Source organism: Streptomyces umbrinus (assembly GCF_030817415.1).
GTDB lineage: Bacteria > Actinomycetota > Actinomycetes > Streptomycetales > Streptomycetaceae > Streptomyces > Streptomyces umbrinus_A.
Genome location: NZ_JAUSZI010000002.1, coordinates 5,490,395 through 5,508,588, shown reverse-complemented (window position 1 = coordinate 5,508,588; position 18,194 = coordinate 5,490,395). Strand labels below are relative to the sequence as shown.

Genomic DNA, 18,194 nt, shown 5'->3' with positions numbered 1-18,194 from the left:
TCCTAGTGGATGGACGTCCACCAGAGATGCTTCGGCATGCTATCGCGCCGGTTCGGCGCTACACGAAGGCTTCACACGACGTCGTACGGCACTCGCGGCTCAACAGTGACGCGAAGGTTCTGCTGCTGTACGTGCAGGGGCTCCCCGAGTCCGAGGCCGCCGCCCCCAAGCCGCTCAGCGAACACGCGGCCAGGCTGGGGCTGAAGGGCCGGGCCTACCAGAAGGCCAAGCAACTCCTCGCGGACTGCGGTTACTTGCACGAGTGGCGTGAGCAGGGTGCGCGGGGCCGCTGGGTCACGGAACAACTCCTCACCAATGTCACCCTCACGCGTGACGAGGCGTCCCGGGCCCGCGAGGGAGGGGCGGACGCGGACGTACCGAGTGAGCGTCCTCCGACGGTCGGCGGGCCGGGGGAACGGACGGTCGGTGACTCTCCCAAGACGGAAGACTTGGGAGACAAGAACCTTCCCCACCCACCACCCGAAGACCGGGCCCCGGACGCCGATGAAGCCGCCATTGCGGCCACTGGCGAGGAGCCAGAGCCAGAGTCCACCCCCGCCCAGGCCCTCGGGGTCGCCCCCGAACTCACCGAGGCGGAAGGGGTGTTGCTGTCCCTGCGCCACGCGCACCGGGATCTGCTCCTCGGCGTACGGGAGGCCCGTCTCCTGGCCGACGCGGCGGCGGAGTGGCTGCGGCGGGGTGTCTCGGCGCCGGACCTCCGCCGGGCCCTGACGAGCGGCCTCCCGGCGGGCGGCGTCCGTTCGGCGGTCGGGTTCCTGCGCCACCGCCTGATCGAGAAGCTTCCGGCGGCGAGGTGCCAGGTGACTCCCACTCCGCCGCCCGAGTGGGCCCCGGCTCCGGCCCGGCGGGCCCTGGTGACCTGCCCGGGCCCCGGCAACGAACACGTCTTCCGCCCCCGCAACGACGAAACCCACTGCCTCCGCTGCCGCACGGCGGCCGCGTTCGAGGCGACTTTCCAGCCGCTCTCCGAAGAGTGGGGGACGCGTGTGCAGGAGTGTGCCGCCGGTGCGTAGCGCGTCATACGCTGCTGCCGCAGCCCGGAAGGCGGCCTCGGAGAGGAGCAGGGACATGGCGGCATGGAGCGAGATCCTTCAGGAGGCCCGCGAGGCCGTCGGTTTCACCGGGCCCGTGGTTCCGCGCAACCTTGAGGGAATCCGCGCGGCCCTCCGCCCCGACCGGCTGCCGGACCTCGACACCGAACTGGCGACCCTCTCGGAAGGGTCCGCCTTCGAGGCGTTCCTCGACCACTGGTGGACGCAGTCTCTCGCCGACAGGGCCACCGACGCGGACGCCAAGGCCCTCACCATCGACTTCGCCGACCTGGCGATCGCGCTGCGATCAAAGTACTGACGGTGGGCGGACGCAGGTGTGACGGCTGCGGGAGCGGAACGTAAGGCCGCCGGACCTACTCCGGCAGGTCGCTGTCCCCGCCCAGGTTCGCTATCACCCGGCGCAGAACGTCGAGCGTGGCCACGTACTCCTCCTCGGTGATCCCGGCATGTGTCTGCTCGTGGGCCCGGAGGTTGCGCTCCTTGGCGCGGATGCGGCCGGCTTCTCCCGCCTCGGTGAGGGTGAGGGTGCCTGTGGCGTCCTCTGTCGTCCAGCCGCGGCCCGCCAGGTCGGCGAAGACCTCGGTGAAGTCGATGCCCTGGTCGTCGTAGCGGGTGAGCTTGGCGGCGAGTTCGGCGCGGGTCCAGTGGGCCGGGGACGCGGCGACGTGGTTGAGAATCCACCAGTGGGGCTGGGTGAGCGACTCCGTCGCCAGCTCCTTGCGTATCCGGCCCACCACCTCACGGTGGGCGGCGCCCGTCCAGTAACCGATGGGCTGAGCGGCGAGCTGCTGACGGGGGTACGGGGTGAGCCGCTGTGTGGTCATGGGCCGACCGTAGGAGCTCAAGTTTGGTTGAGGTCAAGAGTGTGCCGAGGTGTCAGTCCCGCGGGAACTCGTCCGTCTTGAGGGTGAGGTCGAGGACCGTGCCTGTCATGTCGACGTCCGCGCCGAAGGCGAGGGAGAGTTCGCTGATGTACTCCCCGTCCTTGGGCTGCGTGAAGAGGTGGCACTTGCCCTGGTACGGGTCGGCGATGAGGTAGATGGGGACTTCGGCGGCGGCGTAGGCGTCCTTTTTGGGGCCGTAGTCGTTCTGGGCCGTCCCCCTTGAGATGACCTCGGCGACGAATTCGACATCCTCGTGACGCCAGCGGCCTTCGGTGCCATCCGTAGCGCCGTCACGCATCTTGACCACGTCGGGGCAGAAGCCGTTCTCGTGACCGGGGAAGTCGATCCGCACGTCGGACAATGCCTCGACGTCCATGCCGAACCTGTCCTCCAACGCCCGGATGATCCTCCGGATGACGTGCCAGTGGACGCTTCGCTGCGGCGTCATGAAGACGTTACCCCCGACGATCTCGACCTTGATTCCCTCGGGGACGGGCATCCGCTCAAGTCGCGCGAACCACTGGTCCAGGCGATCGACGTTCGTGTCGGCCATCTCGATCCTGTCTTCCAGGACGGTCATCGTGGCGCTCCTCCCCGGCCGCTCCTCGGACGAGTGCAGCCGCGCAGTACAACGATACGCACGGTGACCAGGGCACGCCGTGATTCGGTCAGTCGCTTTCGGCCTCGTACCGTTCGCCCACGTCCCACGCCTGATGCATCGCCTCGGCGAAGGAGGCCGCCAGTTTGTGTTCGCCGGAGGGGTTGGGGTGGGTGCCGTCGTACGTGTCGTGGGTGATGTCGTACGAGGGCGGGACCGAGGCCAGGAGGAGGGGGGACGCGGGCTCGTCCAGGTCCGCGACCGTCTTCGCGAGGAGTTCGTTGAAGAGGTTGACCTCGCGGGCGAAGGGCGCGTCCGTCTCCGCCCTCGTGTTCGGGATCACCGGGAGGAGGACCATCGCCACGCGGGGGTTCGCCGAGCGGGCCTCGGCGATGAAGGTGCGGGCGTTCTCCGCCGTCTGGGCCGCGTTCGTGTAGAAGCCCAGGTCGATCAGGCCGAGGGAGACCAGGAGCACGTCCGCGCGCGACCTGCGGACCGCGTCCGCGATCAGCGGGGTCAGGTGGTGCCAGCCCTCGCCCCACCCCGCCAGATGGGCGAGGGGAAAGTCCCGGTCGGCGTACTCGTACGAGTCGGCGGTCTCCGTGGCCTTGTCGTAGAGCGTCTCGCGCGGGCCGACGATCTTGAAGGGGCCGCCGTACGTCGCGCGCAGGTGCTGCCACATCCGGTAACGCCAGGTGTGTTCACCCGCGCTTCCGATGGTCATGGAATCGCCGACGGGCATGAACCTGAGCATCCGCTCATCATGGACGATCAGCGTGAGAGGCAGGGTGTGAGGCTGGACACGCCCGCTGAACCGGCGGCGGGGATGGCAGGCTTGGGGCATGCGTCGCTCGCTTGCGTTCCTTTTCGGGGCCCTCCTCGCCGGGGTGCTCGTCGCGCCCGCCGTTGCCGCCGACAGCGCCGGTTCGGAGGGGGCGGACGGGTTCACGATCAAGGATCCCCGGATCACCGAGTCCAGCGGGCTCGTCGCCTCCCGCGCCCACCCCGGCGTCTACTGGACCCACAACGACAGCGACGACGGGGCCTTCCTCTACGCCGTCGACAGCAAGACCGGCGAGACCGTCGCCACGGTCACGATGACGGGCGTCGGCCGGCCCCGGGACGTCGAGGCCATCTCCATGGGCCCGAACGGCCACCTCTACGTCGGTGACATCGGCGACAACCTCGGCGGCACCTGGGACCACGTCTGGATCTACGAGCTGCCCGAGCCCAAGCAGCTCAAGAACCAGACCGTCCGCGCCACGCAGTACGACGTGAAGTACGCCGACGGGGCGCGGGACGCCGAGGCGCTGATGGTCCACCCGAAGACCGGACGCGTCTACATCGTCTCGAAGAACGAGGACGGGGGAGGGCTGTACGAGGGGCCCGCCAAGCTCACCCCCTCCGGCACCAACACCTTCAAACGCATCGGCGCCATCGACCTCTGGGTCACCGACGGCGCCTTCTCCCCCGACGGCAAGCAGCTCGCCGTACGCGGCTACTTCGGCGGCCTCGCGTACGACTGGAACGGCGGGAAGGTGAAGAAGGAGGGGCGGCTGAGCGTGCCGCTCCAGGGGCAGGGCGAGTCGATGGCGTACACCCCCGACGGATCCACATTGCTGTACGGGAGTGAGGGCTCGGACAGCTCGGTGGAACCGGGGAACGTGCCGGGCGGGGGCGGCGGAGACGGTAAGTCGCCTTCCGGGGAAGGCAGTTCGGCCGACGGGGGTGGCGGTGGTGACGGGATGAACGCCGACATCAAGATGGGGGCCGTTGCGTTGGTGGTCGCCCTGGCCGTCATCTACGGTCTCAAGCGACTGCTGCGGCGCGACTAGCGCTCCGCGGGCCGCAGGGGGGGTGAGGGCCGCCTGACAGTGCGGGCCGGCCGTGGCTGGTCGCGCAGTTCCCCGCGCCCCTGAAGGGCGCCCCTAGCGGGCGCCCCTGCGCTCCACCAGTGCCTCCAAGCCGTCCAGGATCCGCTGCAGGCCGAAGTCGAAGTGGTCGAAGTCGGAGCCGAAGGCGTCCTCGGTGAGTGAGGCCATCACGGGGTAGCGGCCGCCGGTCATGACCTGCTCCAGGATCGGGGCCTGGGCGGCCCAGAACTCCGCGTCCGTCAGACCCGTCCTGCGCTCCGCCTCCTGCGTGTACAGCTGGGAGCGGGCGGCGCCGGTGACGTACGAGTCGATCATGATGACCACCGAGACCAGCTCCGGGTCGCTCAGGCCCATGGACTTGATCTGGGAGATCACCTTCTCCATGCCGTCGATGGCGCTGGGGCCGAGGACCGGGCGGGACTGGTTGACCTGCAGTAGCCACGGGTGGCGCTGGTAGAGGGCGAGGCTTTCGCGGCCGAGCACCTCCAGGGCCGAGCGCCAGTTGTCGCCGAAGACGGACGTGTCCTCGCCCGGGCGCTGGACGCGGTCCAGCATCAGGTCGAGCAGCTCGCCCTTGCCGGGAACGTACCGGTAGAGGGACATCGTGCCGGTGCCGAGCTCCGTGGAGAGCCGGCGCATCGAGACGGCCTCCAGCCCTTCCGTGTCCGCGATCCGGACCGCCGCTTCCACGATCCGGTCGAGCGTGAGGCCCGGCTTGGGTCCGCGGCTGGGCCGGGGGCCCGTGTCCCACAGCAGGTGGAGGGTGCGGACGATGTCTCCGCTCCCGCTGGTCTCCGTGCCGCCCGAGCCGCTTGTCATGGACCTCAGAATAATCCCTTGGGCCAGAACTGGGTACGGTGTACTCTCAATGGGGTACGGCGTACTCAGTTTCAGGGATGGGCTTCAGAAGCGGGTTTCAGGGATGGGGGAGTGCTGTGAGCGGTTACGCGGTGAGCGCCGTGGGGCTGGAGAAGCGGTACGGGGAGAAGCGGGCCCTCGACGGCTTCGACCTGGCCGTGCGGGAGGGCACGGTGCACGGCCTGCTGGGGCCGAACGGCGCGGGCAAGACGACCGCCGTCCGCATCCTCTCCACGCTGGTGAAGCTGGACGGGGGAAGTGCTCGGGTGGCGGGCCTGGATGTCGCACGGCAGCCGCGGGAGGTGCGGGCCCGGATCGGGCTCACCGGTCAGTACGCGGCGGTGGACGAGGTGCTCACCGGCCGGCAGAACCTGGAGATGTTCGGCCGGCTGTTCCACCTGGGCGGGCGCCGGGCGCGGCTGCGGGCGGGCGAGCTGCTGGAGCAGTTCGACCTGACCGACGCCGCGGACAGGGGAGTCGGGAAGTACAGCGGCGGCATGCGGCGGCGCCTCGACCTCGCCGCGTCGATGATCCTCACGCCGAGGGTGCTGTTCCTGGACGAGCCGACGACCGGGCTCGACCCGCGCGGCCGGGGTGAAGTCTGGGACTCCGTACGGGCGTTGGTCACCGGCGGCACCACCGTGCTGCTGACCACGCAGTATCTGGAGGAGGCCGACAAGCTCGCCTCGCACATCACCGTGATCGACCAGGGGCGGTCCATCGCCGACGACACCCCGGACGGGCTGAAGAGCACGGTGGGCGGCGACCGGATCGAGGTCGTGGTCGCCGAGCGGGCCGACATCGCGCGGGCGGTGAAGGTCGTGGCCCGGGTCTCGGACGGCGAACCGGAGTCGGACGAGACCGAGTTGAGGGTGCACGCGCCCGTGACCGACCGGGTCGCGGCCCTCACCGAGGTGGCCCGCACCCTCCAGGACGAGGGCGTGCGCGTGGAGGACATCGGGCTGCGCAGGCCGAGCCTCGACGACGTGTTCCTGCGCCTGACCGGCCACCGCACGGACGTGCGGAACGAGACGAACGCACGGAACGAGACGAACGTGCCGAACGAGACGGACGAGACGGACGAGACGGACGTGCCGAACGAGAAGGAGGCGGCATGACCACCCTCGACCCGACCGCACAGGTCACCCCCGGACCGGACGGCCCAGCCCCGGCCCCGGCCGCGCAGAGCGACCACGGCCGCGCGTACTGGGTGCTCGCCGACTGCTGGAACGTCGTCCGGCGCGGGCTCACCCACTACCAGCGCCAACCCATCAACATCGCCTGGCAGTTGGGCTTCCCGATCCTGTCGGTGCTGCTGTACGGGTACGTGTTCGGCAGTGCGATGAAGGTGCCGGGCGGCGGCGACTACCGGGACTTCCTGATGCCCGGCATGTTCGTGATGACGATGGCCTTCGGGTTCATCAACACCGCGACGCTCGTCGTGTACGACTCCACGAAGGGCGTCATCGACCGGTTCCGCTCCATGCCGATGGCGCCGTCCGCGGTCGTCGCCGGGCGCGGGGTCACCGATCTCATCGTCGCCTGCGCGGAGTTGACGATCCTGATGCTCACCGCCGTCGCCATGGGCTGGCGGCCCGACGGCGGCTTCGGCTTCCTGGGGGCCTTCGCGCTGCTGCTGTGGCTGCGGTTCGCGCTGATCTGGCTCGGGGTGTGGCTCGGGCTGCTCGTGCCCAACCCGGAGGCGGCGGGCGGTCTGTTCGCGGTCGCGTTCCCGCTCACGATGATCTCCAGCATCTTCGTCGCCCCGCAGCTGATGCCGGACTGGCTCGGCCATGTGGCGGCCTGGAACCCGATCTCGTCGACGGCCGCGGCCACCCGCGAACTGTTCGGCACGCCGGTGGGCAGCGGCGACTCGTGGGTCGAGCAGCACGCGCTGCTGATGTCGGCCGTCTGGCCGCTGGTCCTCACCCTGATCTTCGTCCCGCTGGCGGTACGGAGGTTCCAGAAGCTCAGCAAGTAATCGATCACGGTCGGCCCAGGTCGTCCCAAGTCGGCTCAGGCCGGACGCAGTTGTGAGGTTACGGGGGCGTGCGGTGTTCGGGGCGTGCGGTGTTCGGGACCTCAAGTGTCCCGAACACCGCACAACTTCTTGACGTGTCCACGCAGGATCCCTTCCATGGGGGTGCGCGGTGTGGTGGGAGCGCTCCCACCCGTTCCGGGCCCGCGCCTCCCGAGAGGAAGCAGCGACATGTTCCGCAGCTTGCGAAGAGCGCTGTGTGCTGCCGCCGCGGCGCTCCTGTTGATCCTGGCCGGCGTACAGACGGCCCACGCCGACCCGGCGGCTCCCGCGGACCGGGCGGCCGGGGCGGCGGCCGCCGGAGCCGGCTACTGGCACACCAGCGGCCGGCAGATGCTGGACGCGGCCGGTCAGCCCGTACGGATCGCCGGCATCAACTGGTTCGGCTTCGAGACCGCCAACCACACCCCCCACGGCCTCTGGACGCGCGACTACAAGAGCATGATCGACCAGATGAAGTCGCTGGGCTACAACACCATCCGGCTGCCGTACAGCGACGACCTCTTCAAGAGCGGCACCGTCCCCAACAGCATCGACTTCTCCGGCGGCAAGAACGCCGACCTCCAGGGCCTCGGCTCCCTCCAGATCATGGACAGGATCGTGGCGTACGCAGGTCAGGGCGGCCTCAAGGTCGTACTGGACCGGCATCGTCCGGACGCGGCCGGCCAGTCGGCGCTCTGGTACACCTCCGCGGTACCGGAGTCGACGTGGATCGCCAACCTCAAGGCCCTGGCGACCCGTTACCGGGGCAACTCCACGGTGATCGGCATCGACCTCCACAACGAGCCGCACGATCCCGCCTGTTGGGGCTGCGGCGACACGACGAGGGACTGGCGGCTGGCCGCCCAGCGCGCCGGCAACGCGGTCCTGTCCGTCAACCCCGAGCTGCTGATCTTCGTGGAGGGCGTGCAGACGTTCAACGGCGTGTCCGGCTGGTGGGGCGGCAACCTGATGGGCGTCGCCCAGTACCCCGTCCAGCTGGACGTCCCGAACCGGGTCGTCTACTCGGCCCACGACTACGCCACGAGCGTCGCCCAGCAGAGCTGGTTCAGCGACCCCACCTTCCCCGCCAACATGCCCGGCATCTGGGACAAGTACTGGGGCTACATCTTCAAGCAGAACATCGCCCCGGTGTGGGTGGGCGAGTTCGGCACGACACTCCAGTCGACGATCGACCAGAAGTGGCTTGCCGCACTGGTGAGCTACCTCCGGCCCACCAGCACGTACGGAGCCGACAGCATCTCCTGGACCTTCTGGTCCTGGAACCCCAACTCCGGTGACACGGGCGGGATCCTGAAGGACGACTGGACGACCGTGGACACGGTGAAGGACGGATACCTGGCGAGCGTGAAGGCACCGGGCTTTCCGAGCGGCGGGGGCGATCCGGGTGACCCCGGCGACCCTGGCGATCCCGGCGGGGGCACGGCGGCCTGCACCGCCGCCTACACCGTCAGCAGCGACTGGGGCGGCGGCTTCAACGCCGAGGTGAAGGTGACCAATTCGGGCACCGTGGCCCTCAAGTCCTGGAAGGTCACCTGGACTTGGCCCGGCAGTCAGAAGGTCACCAGCATGTGGAACGCCTCGTACACGCAGAGCGGTTCGACTGTCACGGCCGCGAACGCCGACCACAACGGGACGCTCACGGTGGGCGGTTCGGCGAGCTTCGGGTTCGGTGGCGCGCCGGGTGGCGGGGGTGCGCCGGGGGTGAGCTGCACGGCGACGTGAGCCGTGCGGCATGAGACGGGCGCCATTGCCACAGACTGGGGCGCCCGGCACGGCACGGTTGCCGTGCCGGCCGCCCTTGCCCATGCGTTTGCCGTCTCTGGCTCGGAGTGTGGCTCGGGCTGCCCGTGCCCAACCCGGAGGCGGCGGGCGGTCTGTTCGCGGTCGCGCTCCGGATGGCGATGATCTCCAGAGTCTTCGTCGCCCTGGCAGCTCATACCGGACTGGCCGACCGTCGTTTCTCTGGAGGTACGGAGGTTCCAGCGGCCGGGCTGCCGGGGTGCTGTCTTCCCGTGCGGGCCGGCCCGCGCCGCCTGGGCCGGTTTCCGCCTAGGCCCCAGGAGTTTGGAGACCCTAACCTGAATAGTGACAAAATAGGAGCAGGATTGAGTGATCGACGGCTCGGTTGTGACGTGCTCTGGCCGCTCCCGCCGTCACCCTGCGGAGCTTCCTGCCGATGCATTAGCGTGCGGGAGGAAGCAACAGTGGGAGATACGGGGGTATCTCGGACATGCATGGCTCGGGGAGTGAGGTCGCCTGCCTGGTGGCGCGAGGGAGTCGAGGGTGGCCGATGAGGACCTTCCTGTGCTCATCTGGCGCAAAAGCAGCGCCTCCGACCCGGATGATTGTGTCGAAGTCGCCTTCGAGGGGGGAGGGGTCCGAGTCCGTGACTCCAAGCGTCCAACTGGGCCGAACGTGGCATTCTGCCCCGCGACTTGGAGTAACTTCCTGCACAACTTATGCAGGCGGTATCCGGACCCGACCGTGAGATGAGTGATTTTCGGCCTTCGACGTAGGGGGCCGACGGGGCGGGAGGTGCATGTGGTTCGATTGGGGCTCTCGGCGACACAGCATCCAGAGCACCACCAGAGGCGCCAAGGAAGACTGGCTGGGGACGTGATGGGGGATTCCACCGGACCACCGCATGCGATGCGGAATGCGGAAACAGGCGGGCCGAAGCCTCTATTGCCGCTCGCTGTCGTAATGGTGGTCCTCTGTGTATTAGCCGGCGGCACAGCGACCACGGCAGGGGTACTCCTGTCGTTCACTGTTGCCTCCGAGGCCCGCCCCTGGGTCTGGGCAGTTGTCGGCGCGCTCACCGCGGCGGGTGCGGGGCTGCTTCTTGATCGCGGGGCTACGGCTGCGGCTCGCCGGTTTCCGCACCTTGTGGCCCGGGCTCCTGCCGACCAGTACCGGCCGCCGGATCGGTAGGGGCTGGATCGATGGGCGGCGGGTTGGGGAGTTGCTCCTGACGCCGCGCTCGTATTCGAAGCCATGTCCAGAAGCCGCCAGTCAGGCCGCTCAAGCCGACGATGCTCCATACCAGTTGAAGGATGGAGGGGGTGGCCGCGTCCGGGTCGACGGCGCGAGTGAGGGCGGAGAGCAGCATCGCCACCACCCACACAACGATGGCTGCCACCGGTAGCAGAAACACCAGCCAGAGGCTTGTCCTGCGGAAGTTGATCTGTGCGGCGTCCACGTACAGGACGTCACGTATCAGGTCGCGCCAGGTCGGTGGGCGGCCCGTCAGCGGCGGTGGGCCGAGGAGAGCGGGCGGGGGAACTTCGACATCATCCGTGTCCGGGTCGTCGCCGGGCTGTCGAGCCGGTCCTTGCTCGGGCAGGGCGAATCGCTCGCTGAGCCGTACCCGTTGGTCCCGTATCCATGTGAAGAACCCCGTCACGGGTCTCTCCCGGTCTCTGCCCGACTGTTGCCAGTGGGGATGTCGCTTCCTACTAGGACGGGCTGTCCGGCAGGCCTGTCGAAATATCGGCGAGGCCGTTCGGGTATTGCGCGATGATCTCGTCGATGAAGGCGGTCATCCGGTCCCCGAAGAGGGCTCCGGTGCGGGAGTTCTGGAAATCGGTCAGGTAGTTGTCGACGACCGACTGGTCGTTCCGGGTGGTGAAAGCGCCGCTCGCAGTCTCCGAGAACAGCACGTCGTCGTCATCCGTGAAGGTCAGTGCGATCGATCCACTGCGCAGCACCGGGTGGTCGCCGACGGTGAATGGCACCACGCCCAAGGTGACATGGGGGTGTTCCGCCGCGGCCTTCACGTATTCGAGCTGGGCGCGCATCACGGTCGGTCCACCGATCCAGCGGCGCAGCGCGGCCTCGTCCACCAGAAAGTTCAGTTCCGGCTTCTCGTCCCCGCGCAGCAGTCGTTCCTGGCGCTCGCCGCGCAGGCCGACGATGGCGTCGAGACGCTCGGGTGAGTTCCGCTTCTCCAGCAGGGCGCGGGTGTAGTCCTCTGTCTGCAGCAGACCCGGAATGAAGGTCGGGTGGTAGGCGAACAACGCGTCCGCGGTGATGGTGTGTCACGCATCGCGAAGCGGCGTCGTCGGGTGCCCGGCCGATGCTTCGGAACCTGCTGGGGATACGGAAAAGGCCTGGTCCACCAGCCAACAACCGCTGGTGGACCAGGCCTTGCCGAAGGAGTCGGGGGGACCCTGACCGGTTACAGCTTCTCGATCACGTAGTCGATGCACTTCGTGAGGGACTCGATGTCCGCCGGGTCGATCGCGGGGAACATGGCGACGCGGAGCTGGTTGCGGCCGAGCTTGCGGTAGGGCTCGGTGTCGACGATGCCGTTGGCGCGCAGGACCTTGGCGACGGCGGACGCGTCGACGTCGTCGGTGAAGTCGATCGTGCCGATGACCTGCGAGCGCTTGGCCGGGTCGGTGACGAACGGGTTCGCGTACTTGACGTCCTCGGCCCAGCCGTACAGCGTGCGCGAGGAGGTCGCCGTGCGGCGGACCGACCAGTCGAGGCCGCCCTGGCCGTTGATCCACTCAAGCTGGTCGTTCAGCAGGAAGAGGGTGGCGAGGGCCGGGGTGTTGTACGTCTGGTTCTTGCGGGAGTTGTCGATCGCCGTGGGCAGGCTGAAGAACTCCGGGACGTGGCGTCCGCTCGCGTGGACGCGCTCGGCGCGCTCGATGGCGGCCGGGGAGAAGATCCCGATCCACAGGCCGCCGTCCGCGGCGAAGGACTTCTGCGGGGCGAAGTAGTAGACGTCGGTCTCGGCGATGTCGACGGGCAGGCCGCCCGCGCCGCTCGTCGCGTCCACGACGACGAGGGAGCCCTCGTCGGCGCCCGCGACGCGCTTTACCGGGGCAGCGACACCGGTGGAGGTCTCGTTGTGCGTGAGGGCGTAGACGTCCACGCCCGACTGGGCGACCGGCTCCGGGTGGGTGCCCGGCTCGGAGGTGATGACGTCCGGGTCGGCGAGCCAGGGGGCGAGCTTGGCGGCCTTCGCGAACTTCGAGCTGAACTCACCGAAGGTGAGGTGCTGCGACTTGTTCTCGATCAGGCCGTGCGTCGCGATGTCCCAGAACGCGGTGGAGCCGCCGTTGCCGAGGACGACCTCGTAGCCCTCGGGAAGCTGGAAGAGGTCGCGCACTCCCTCGCGGACCTTCCCCACGAGGTTCTTCACCGGGGCCTGGCGGTGGGACGTGCCCATCAGGGACGTGCCGGTCGCGGCGAGCGCGGTGAGCGACTCCGTACGCACCTTGGAGGGGCCCGCGCCGAAACGGCCGTCGGCGGGCTTGAGGTCAGCGGGGATCTGGATATCAGCCACGACGGGAGCGTATCCGTTTCCGGAAACGTGGGTGAAACGTCGTCCGTCGGGTGAGACGCGTTTCGGGGTGGCGCCGGGTTTCCTCGCCCCCGCCGCCCCTACCCGTCCCGTCCCTCTGGGGCTCCGCCCCAGGCCCCGTGGGGTGCGATTTCGGGTGCGGGTTGCGTGTGGCTGGTCGCGCAGTTCCCCGCGCCCCTGAAGACCTAGGGGCGCGGGGAACCGCGCAGTCTTTTGGGGGTTCGGGGGCGGAGCCCCTGAGTAAGGGACGGTGGGGGTCCCTCCCGCTCGAGCGAAGCCGAGAGTGGGGGAGGGTAGGGGCGGCGGGGCGAGGAAAGGTGGTTGCTATGCGCGCGCGGCGCCGACCGGTGGGGCCGGAGTGAAGCGGACCGGGAGGGAGGTCAGGCCTCGTAGCCAGGGGGAGGGGCGGCGGGTGAGGGACTTGGCGGGGATGGCCAGGTCTATGTCCGGGAGGCGGTCCAGGACTACCTCGATGGCTGTGCGGGCGATGACCTCCGCGATTTCCTGGGCCGGGAACGGGCAGCGGTGTTCGCCGTGGCCGAAGGAGAAGTGTGCGCTGTTGCCGCCGGTGAGGGCGGAGCTGTGGGTGCGGACCTGTGGATCGTGGTTGGCGGCCTGGAGGCCGAGGAGCAGGAGGTCACCGGCGCGTACGGCCCGACCCCCGAGCCGCGTGTCGCGGGCGGCCCAGCGGCCGGCCACGTTCTGCGTGGGCGTGTCCTCCCACAGCACCTCGTTCATCGCCTCGGCGACGCTGCGCCGCCCGCCGAAGAGCGAGGCCGCGAACCGCTCGTCCGTGAGCATCAGCCGCAGCGAGTTGCCGATCCAGTCGGCGGTCGGCTGGTGCCCCGCGGCCATCATGACCATCAGGTCCTGGGTGATCTCCTCGTGTGTGAAGCCGCCCGCGGCCCCTCCACCAGGGCCTCCCGTGTGTCCTCCCGTGTGTCCCCGCGCGAGCATTCGGCTGACCACGTCGTCCGCGGGGCGCGCCGCCCGGGCCGCCACCAGGTGGGCCATGGCGGCGGCCACGTGCAACTGCCCGGCGATGGCGCCCTCGTGGCCGTCGACCATGTCGTTCAGGGCGGCGACGAGTCCGGGGCCCTGTTCGTCGGCGAAGCCGTAGAGGGTGGCCAGGACGCGTACGGGGAGCAGGGCCGCGTAGTCCGCGACCAGGTCCGTCGCGCCCTTGGCGCACACCGCGTCGATCAGTTCGTCGGCGAACCGCTCGGCGAGGGTACGCAGTTCGAAGGCGTCGACGGCTTCGAGGGCGTCGCTGACCATCGCCGCACGCTCGCGATGGCGTTCGCCGACGGTGTAGAGGATGGACGGCTGCCCGCGGCCGATCACCGGCAGCAACGGCCAGTCGTCGGGTACCCGGTCCCACTGGTTCCAGAGGCCGGAGTCGCGGCTGAACAGCACGGGATCCCCGGTGACTTGATGCAGTTCGCGGTAGCCGAGCACGAGCCAGGCCGGGATGTCCCCGTCGAGCAGCACCGACGCCACGGCACCGTGCTCGCGCCTCAACTCCCGGTACAGCTCGGCGGGTTCGGCCAGGAACCGGGGCCCGTTGAGGCGCACGGGGGCGGGATCGCCGGGGTTCACCGGGCCAACTCCTGCGTGGGTGCGGTGGCTTGGTCCTGCGGCGTACCGGCGGCGCCCTCGGCTGCGTACGGGCTCCTGGCGGCCCGCACCCTCTCGATGACCTGCGGGTCCTCGGCGAGGTACAGGCTCTTGATGTGCTCGATGAGGGTGATCAGGACACGCTTGCCGGAGTCGCGGGAGCGTGCGTCGCAGTCGACGAGCGGGATGTGCGGGGCGAGGTCGAGGGCGTCGCGGACCTGCTCGGGTGTGTGGGCGGGGCCGCCGAAGTCGTTGCGGGCGACGATGAACGGCGTACCGAGGCGTTCGAGCCGGTCGATGGCGTACCAGGAGTCGTCGATGCGGCGGGTGTCGACGAGGACGACCGCACCGAGCGCGCCGGTGAAGAGCCGGTCCCAGAGGTACCAGAAGCGCTCCTGACCGGGCGCGCCGAAGAGGTAGAGCACGGTGCGCGCGCTGAGCGTGATGCGGCCGAAGTCGAAGGCGACGGTCGTCCGGGACTTGCCGGGCACCGCGCTGACGTCGTCGACCGTCCCGCCGGCCCCCGTGATCGTCTCCTCGGTGCTGAGAGGGCGGATCTCGCTCACCGAGTGGATCATCGTCGTCTTGCCGACGCCGAAACCGCCCACGACCACGATCTTCAGCCCGTTGTCGGCGGACGCCTCCAGCGGCGTACGAACCTCGGGTGCACGGTCCTCGGGTGCAGGGTCCTCCGGCGCACGGTCCTCTGCCGCATGGGCGTCGGGCGTACGGGCGTCGGCGGTTGGTTCAGAGGTTGCGGAGTCCAACGAGCACCTGCTCCAGGATGTCGGGATCGGGGCGGCCGGCGATTGCGGCCCTGCGCGGGTGGCGGGCGCTGACGCGGCCCTCGGCGAGGAGGTCGGAGAGCAGGATCTTCGTGATGCTGACCGGCAGCCGCAGTTCCGCGGCGACCTCCGCGACGGCGGTGGGCCGTTCGGCGAGGCGCAGGATCGCCGCGTGCTCCGACTGCATGCCGGGGACCGCGTCGCACTCGGCGACGACCAGGGTCACCAGATCGAACGGGGTTCCGGGCGTGGACCGGCTGCGTCCCTGCGTGACGGTGTAGAGCCGGTCGGGCGCGTCGTCCCTGCCCGGCCGGCTCATGACGTGCGTGGCTGCGCGCTCAGTGACGTACGAGGCTGTGAACTCAGGTGTTCGCCGAGCTGTTCCACGAGTTCGGCCATGTTGTGCCCGACGAGCCCCGGGTCCGCCTCCTCGGCCGTGACCAGGGCCAAGTGCGCGCCCTCGCCCGCCTCCACGATGAACAGGACCCCGCCGTAGAACTCGGCCATCGCCGACCGTACGCCCCCGGTGCCGTCCCCGAACTCCATGGACGCCCCGTGGGACAGCGACTGGATACCGGCGGCGATGGCGGCGAGCTGGTCGGCCTGGTCGACGGAGAGTTCCGGCGTACGACACAGCTTCAGGCCGTCCCGGGAGAGCACGAGCGCGTGCCGGGCGCCGGGGGTGCGCGCCAGCATGCCCTGCATGAGCCAGGTCAGCTTCTCCTCGGTGGAGGCGGAGGCGGAGGCGGAGGAGTAGGAGGTGGTGGAGGCGGACGCCGATGCGGCGACGGCGGCCGTTGCCGTGCTGCCGGTGGGGCCGGTGGGGCCGGTCATGAAGTGGGGTCGCTTTCCGGGTGGGAGGTGGCAGGGCTCGTACGGGCTTGTACGGGCTCCTCCGCCGACGTCCCTCGGACGGCTTGGCGGAAACTGCTGAAGCGGGCGGCGCGGGTCATCACGTCGTCGGGCGCGGAGCCGGGGGCCTCCGGGGAGTAGGAGGAGTAAGGGGTGCCGGAGCCGTCGGATCCGTTGGATCCGTCGGGGTTCTCGAGCGCGGTCGGCGGCCGGGTGCGCGAGCGCTGGGCCTCCACTTCGGCCTCCGCCTCCGCGAGGGTTCGGCCCCGGCGGCGCTTGGGGAGGGTGACGAGGGGGTCGGCGACCACGGGCTGGAGCGGGGAGCCATGGGTCGGCACGGGCTCCGGGTCCAGGTCGGAGCGGGCGTGCGCGGCGGCGTACGACTCCTGGGGGCGGGGCCAGGGCTGGGGCTGCGGCCAGGACTGCGGCGCCGGGTCGGACGCCTCGGGCTCGCGGGCGTGACGGGCGGCGTGAGCGGCGTGAGTGTCGCTGGCGCCATGGGTTCCGTGGGTCCCGTGGGTGCCACGGGTCTCAGAGGCGTCATGCGCGGCCGGAATCTGGACCCAGGCCACGGCCGGGCCCGGTGCCGAGGCCGGGGTGGCCGTCGGTACGTGGGGCACGGGCGGTACGTGGCTCAGGGGCGGCGCCGGGGGCGAAGTGAAGCCCGTGGCCGGTGCTGCAGCCGATGCGGCATCCGTACCAGCACCCGCACTTGTACCGCCACTCGTACCCGCACCCGCACCGCCACTTGTACCCGAAGCCGGGTCGGAAGCCGGCGTCTGATCCGAAGCGGAAGCCGAAGCCGACGTCGGCTCCGCGGCAGGCGCCGACGCCGAACCCCAAGCCGACGTCGGTGCAGCCTCCGGAGCCGAGCCATTCGTCGAAGTCGGCCTCGAAGCCGACGTCGAGGCCGAAGTAGGCACCGAAGCCGACGTCGAAGCGGAAGCCCACGTTGAACCGGAAGCCGACGTCGAAGCCGAAGTGGGCGTCCAAGTCGGAGCCTGCGTCGACGTAGGCGTAGACGGAGGCGTCGCCGTCGAGGCCGGGCTCGCGAGGATGTCCTGGGGAATGAGCACCAGGACGCCCGTGCCGCCGCGTGCGGAGGGGCGGAAGGAGACCTTCAGGCCGTACTTCCGGGAGAGGCGGCCGACGACCGCGAGGCCGAGCCGGGTGCCGCTGAGGCCGCCGAGTTCAGCCTCCTCGCCGGAGACGGCGCGTTCGGCGCGGCGCAGCTGCACCTCGCCCATCACCAGCCCGCTGTCCTCCACGGAGACGATGACTCCGGCCGGAACCTCCTCTACGTAGACGTGCACTTCGGCCGTCGGAGGCGAGAAGTTCGCGGCGTTGTCGAGGATTTCGGCGAGTGCGTGCATCACGCCCTCGGCGGCGTGCCCGGCGACGGCGGCCTCGCTCGACGAGTGCACTCGTACGCGCTGGTAGCCGCTGATACGGCCCATCGCGCCGCGCAGGATCGACTCCATGACGATGGGCCGCGCCCAGCGGCGGCCCGAGCGCGCACCCGCGAGGACGGCGACGGAGTCGGCGAGACGGCCCGCCTGGGCGGTGCGGTGGTCGAGGTGGAGGAGGTCGGTGAGGACGTCCTCGTCGGCGTGCCGCTCCTCCATGGCACGCAGATCGGCCAGCATGCTCGTGGCCAGGGCCTGCAGCCGTCCCGCGGTGTTGGCGGCCGCCGAGATCGCGGCGGCGCGTTCGGTTCTCGCCTGCCGCAGTTCGTCGGCCACGCGCGCGTGCTCTGCGCCGAGGCGGACGCGCTCCCGGTCGAGTTCGGCGGCCAGGCGGACCTTCTGGTGGGTGTTCTGCTCGGCGAGGCGGGCGCGTTCCCGGGTGTGGTCGTCGGTCAGACGCGCGCGTTCGCGGGCCGACTCCTCGGTGAGGCGGGCGTGCTCCTGGAGCAGCCGGCCGGCCTCCTGGGACACCGCTTCGAGGCGGCGGACGAGTAATCGCGACGTCGCCATGGCGCGGCTCGCCAGGGCGACGGCCGCGCACAGCAGGACGACGCCCGCGCTGCCGCCCCAGGCGAGGGGCACGCGTACCGACGCGGGGGCCAGGGCGACCGCGGCGCCGACGGCGAGCGCCGCCGGTACGGCGGCCAGGAGCGGGGCGAGCACGACGGCACGCAGGCGAGGTCGTTCCCCGCCGAGGTGCGCCGGAGACGGCCGATCAGGGGTGGGGCGCGCTTGCGGGGTGGGCGCGGTCATCAATCGTGTCCTCGGTCGTGTCCTGGGCGGGATGCGACACCTGGTGCTCAACTGGCGGTCACTATATGGGAGTTCGTGA

19 protein-coding genes and 1 pseudogene are annotated in these 18,194 nt (G+C 70.1%); 8 read left to right on the top strand and 12 right to left on the bottom strand.

The window, feature by feature from the left end; translation table 11 throughout:
• Positions 1-26: 26 nt before the first annotated feature.
• A complete protein-coding gene (locus QF035_RS23930) occupies positions 27-1,034 on the top strand; it encodes a hypothetical protein (RefSeq protein WP_307522599.1) in 1,008 nt (335 codons plus the stop codon).
• Positions 1,035-1,089: 55 nt separating this feature from the next.
• Positions 1,090-1,371 (top strand): hypothetical protein, encoded by a 282-nt coding sequence (locus QF035_RS23925; RefSeq protein ID WP_307522597.1) that lies wholly within the window; start codon positions 1,090-1,092, stop codon positions 1,369-1,371.
• A gap of 55 nt (positions 1,372-1,426) precedes the next feature.
• On the opposite strand, the gene QF035_RS23920 is transcribed toward QF035_RS23925, so the two are convergent.
• From QF035_RS23920 to QF035_RS23910, 3 genes are all read right to left on the bottom strand, one after another.
• Entirely contained in the window at positions 1,427-1,897 is a 471-nt protein-coding gene (locus tag QF035_RS23920; protein WP_307522596.1) for a MarR family transcriptional regulator, read from the bottom strand.
• Between the two features lie 52 nt (positions 1,898-1,949).
• A complete protein-coding gene (locus tag QF035_RS23915) occupies positions 1,950-2,537 on the bottom strand; it encodes a Uma2 family endonuclease (protein ID WP_307522594.1) in 588 nt (195 codons plus the stop codon).
• Between the two features lie 88 nt (positions 2,538-2,625).
• The gene (locus tag QF035_RS23910; protein ID WP_307522592.1) at positions 2,626-3,309 is read right to left on the bottom strand and encodes an SGNH/GDSL hydrolase family protein; all 684 of its coding nucleotides are present in this window, start codon (positions 3,307-3,309) and stop codon (positions 2,626-2,628) included.
• A gap of 88 nt (positions 3,310-3,397) precedes the next feature.
• Between QF035_RS23910 and QF035_RS23905 the strand changes: the two genes are divergently transcribed.
• On the top strand, positions 3,398-4,390 hold the full coding sequence (locus QF035_RS23905; protein WP_307522591.1) for a WD40 repeat domain-containing protein: 993 nt from the start codon (positions 3,398-3,400) through the stop codon (positions 4,388-4,390).
• 93 nt (positions 4,391-4,483) lie between these two features.
• On the opposite strand, the gene QF035_RS23900 is transcribed toward QF035_RS23905, so the two are convergent.
• Complete coding sequence (locus tag QF035_RS23900) at positions 4,484-5,248, bottom strand: TetR/AcrR family transcriptional regulator (RefSeq protein ID WP_307522589.1); 765 nt, start codon at positions 5,246-5,248, stop codon at positions 4,484-4,486.
• A 77-nt stretch (positions 5,249-5,325) separates the two neighbouring features.
• Between QF035_RS23900 and QF035_RS23895 the strand changes: the two genes are divergently transcribed.
• From QF035_RS23895 to QF035_RS23875, 5 genes and pseudogenes are all read left to right on the top strand, one after another.
• Positions 5,326-6,405 carry an ATP-binding cassette domain-containing protein gene (locus QF035_RS23895; protein WP_307522588.1) on the top strand — a complete coding sequence of 360 codons (1,080 nt, stop codon included), beginning with the start codon at positions 5,326-5,328 and terminating at the stop codon, positions 6,403-6,405.
• The gene (locus QF035_RS23890) at positions 6,402-7,268 is read left to right on the top strand and encodes an ABC transporter permease (RefSeq protein ID WP_307522586.1); all 867 of its coding nucleotides are present in this window, start codon (positions 6,402-6,404) and stop codon (positions 7,266-7,268) included. The genes QF035_RS23895 and QF035_RS23890 overlap by 4 nt, the downstream gene beginning before the upstream one ends.
• A 228-nt stretch (positions 7,269-7,496) precedes the next feature.
• Positions 7,497-9,050, top strand: a complete 1,554-nt coding sequence (locus QF035_RS23885) for a cellulase family glycosylhydrolase (protein ID WP_307522584.1) — start codon at positions 7,497-7,499, stop codon at positions 9,048-9,050.
• A gap of 95 nt (positions 9,051-9,145) precedes the next feature.
• Positions 9,146-9,275, top strand: a pseudogene (locus QF035_RS23880) (ABC transporter permease); the annotation flags it as partial.
• A gap of 336 nt (positions 9,276-9,611) precedes the next feature.
• Entirely contained in the window at positions 9,612-9,821 is a 210-nt protein-coding gene (locus tag QF035_RS23875; protein WP_307522583.1) for a DUF397 domain-containing protein, read from the top strand.
• Between the two features lie 361 nt (positions 9,822-10,182).
• On the opposite strand, the gene QF035_RS23870 is transcribed toward QF035_RS23875, so the two are convergent.
• The 8 genes from QF035_RS23870 to QF035_RS55835 form a co-directional block, all read right to left on the bottom strand.
• The gene (locus tag QF035_RS23870) at positions 10,183-10,731 is read right to left on the bottom strand and encodes a hypothetical protein (protein ID WP_307522582.1); all 549 of its coding nucleotides are present in this window, start codon (positions 10,729-10,731) and stop codon (positions 10,183-10,185) included.
• Positions 10,732-10,783: 52 nt separating this feature from the next.
• A complete protein-coding gene (locus tag QF035_RS23865) occupies positions 10,784-11,344 on the bottom strand; it encodes a DUF5753 domain-containing protein (protein ID WP_307522580.1) in 561 nt (186 codons plus the stop codon).
• A gap of 161 nt (positions 11,345-11,505) precedes the next feature.
• On the bottom strand, positions 11,506-12,624 hold the full coding sequence (gene serC, locus QF035_RS23860) for a phosphoserine transaminase (RefSeq protein ID WP_307522579.1): 1,119 nt from the start codon (positions 12,622-12,624) through the stop codon (positions 11,506-11,508).
• A 342-nt stretch (positions 12,625-12,966) separates the two neighbouring features.
• Positions 12,967-14,241: a cytochrome P450 gene (locus QF035_RS23855; protein ID WP_307522578.1), complete on the bottom strand. Its 1,275-nt coding sequence runs from the start codon at positions 14,239-14,241 to the stop codon at positions 12,967-12,969.
• A complete protein-coding gene (locus QF035_RS23850) occupies positions 14,238-14,906 on the bottom strand; it encodes a GTP-binding protein (protein ID WP_307531375.1) in 669 nt (222 codons plus the stop codon). Before QF035_RS23850 ends, QF035_RS23855 begins: the two co-directional genes overlap by 4 nt.
• A gap of 100 nt (positions 14,907-15,006) precedes the next feature.
• The gene (locus QF035_RS23845; protein ID WP_143639742.1) at positions 15,007-15,363 is read right to left on the bottom strand and encodes a DUF742 domain-containing protein; all 357 of its coding nucleotides are present in this window, start codon (positions 15,361-15,363) and stop codon (positions 15,007-15,009) included.
• Positions 15,360-15,749, bottom strand: coding sequence for a roadblock/LC7 domain-containing protein (locus QF035_RS23840; protein WP_234048755.1), 390 nt, complete (start codon positions 15,747-15,749; stop codon positions 15,360-15,362). The genes QF035_RS23845 and QF035_RS23840 overlap by 4 nt, the downstream gene beginning before the upstream one ends.
• Before the next feature lie 125 nt (positions 15,750-15,874).
• The gene (locus QF035_RS55835) at positions 15,875-18,115 is read right to left on the bottom strand and encodes an ATP-binding protein (protein ID WP_373466708.1); all 2,241 of its coding nucleotides are present in this window, start codon (positions 18,113-18,115) and stop codon (positions 15,875-15,877) included.
• Between the last annotated feature and the right edge of the window lie 79 nt (positions 18,116-18,194).